Raw genomic sequence first — 676 nt, 5'->3', positions numbered from 1 at the left:
GCCTGGGGGTGGGCCTGGCGCTCGTCGGGGCGGTCGGCGAGGCGGACGGTATCGCGCTGACGGCGGGCGCCGGGGGGGCACTCGACCCGCCCTGCGCGGCGAAGGCCGGGCCGCCCAGGGCGACGGCCACCCCGGCGGCGACCGCGGTGACGGTCGCCGCCCGGCGGGCGGACAGGGTGACGCGCTTCAGGTTCTTCACGGTGGTACTCCACGGTCGTGCGGTCGGGACGAGGACGCGGAACCACGCCCTTCACCCCCGCACGACGCGCGACCGTCGCGGAGGTTGCCGCCGTTTCCGAAAAACTTTTCCGCGTGTGCCGTGAGGGGTTCCGCGTCCGCCGGTTCCGGGGCCCGCCGTCAGGCTCCGCCGGGCGGCCCCGGTGGCCAGGGGACGTCGGCCAACAGCGGGAGCAGCACCTCCTCTTCGTGGTCGAGGTGCGCGTTCAGGGCGTCCGACATCCGTCGCAGCTCGCGGCGGAAGCGCTCCGGTTCGGCGAGGGCGAGATCGCCCAACAGGGCGACCAGCGCGCCTTGGAGACGTGCGACCGTGCGGTGCTCCTCGCGGAGCCGGTCGAACACGTGGGACAGGCCGGGGTGGTGGGCGGCCATCCCCGGGAACAGGTGCGCGTCCTCGGTGGTGTGGTGGAACTCCAGGGACTGGCAGAAGGCCAGGCAC

Annotated in this window: 1 protein-coding gene and 1 pseudogene; both read right to left on the bottom strand. The window is 74.7% G+C overall.

Going from position 1 to position 676, the window contains the following annotated elements:
- A pseudogene (locus ADK55_RS18155) lies at positions 1–199 on the bottom strand (hypothetical protein); the annotation flags it as partial.
- Positions 200–357: 158 nt separating this feature from the next.
- Positions 358–676, bottom strand: a 319-nt coding sequence (locus ADK55_RS18150; RefSeq protein ID WP_199826558.1) for a hemerythrin domain-containing protein, incomplete at its 5' end; no start/stop codon positions are given.

The sequence above is a fragment of the Streptomyces sp. WM4235 genome (assembly GCF_001279725.1).
Taxonomy (GTDB): domain Bacteria; phylum Actinomycetota; class Actinomycetes; order Streptomycetales; family Streptomycetaceae; genus Streptomyces.
This window is presented reverse-complemented; position numbering and strand designations above follow the sequence as displayed.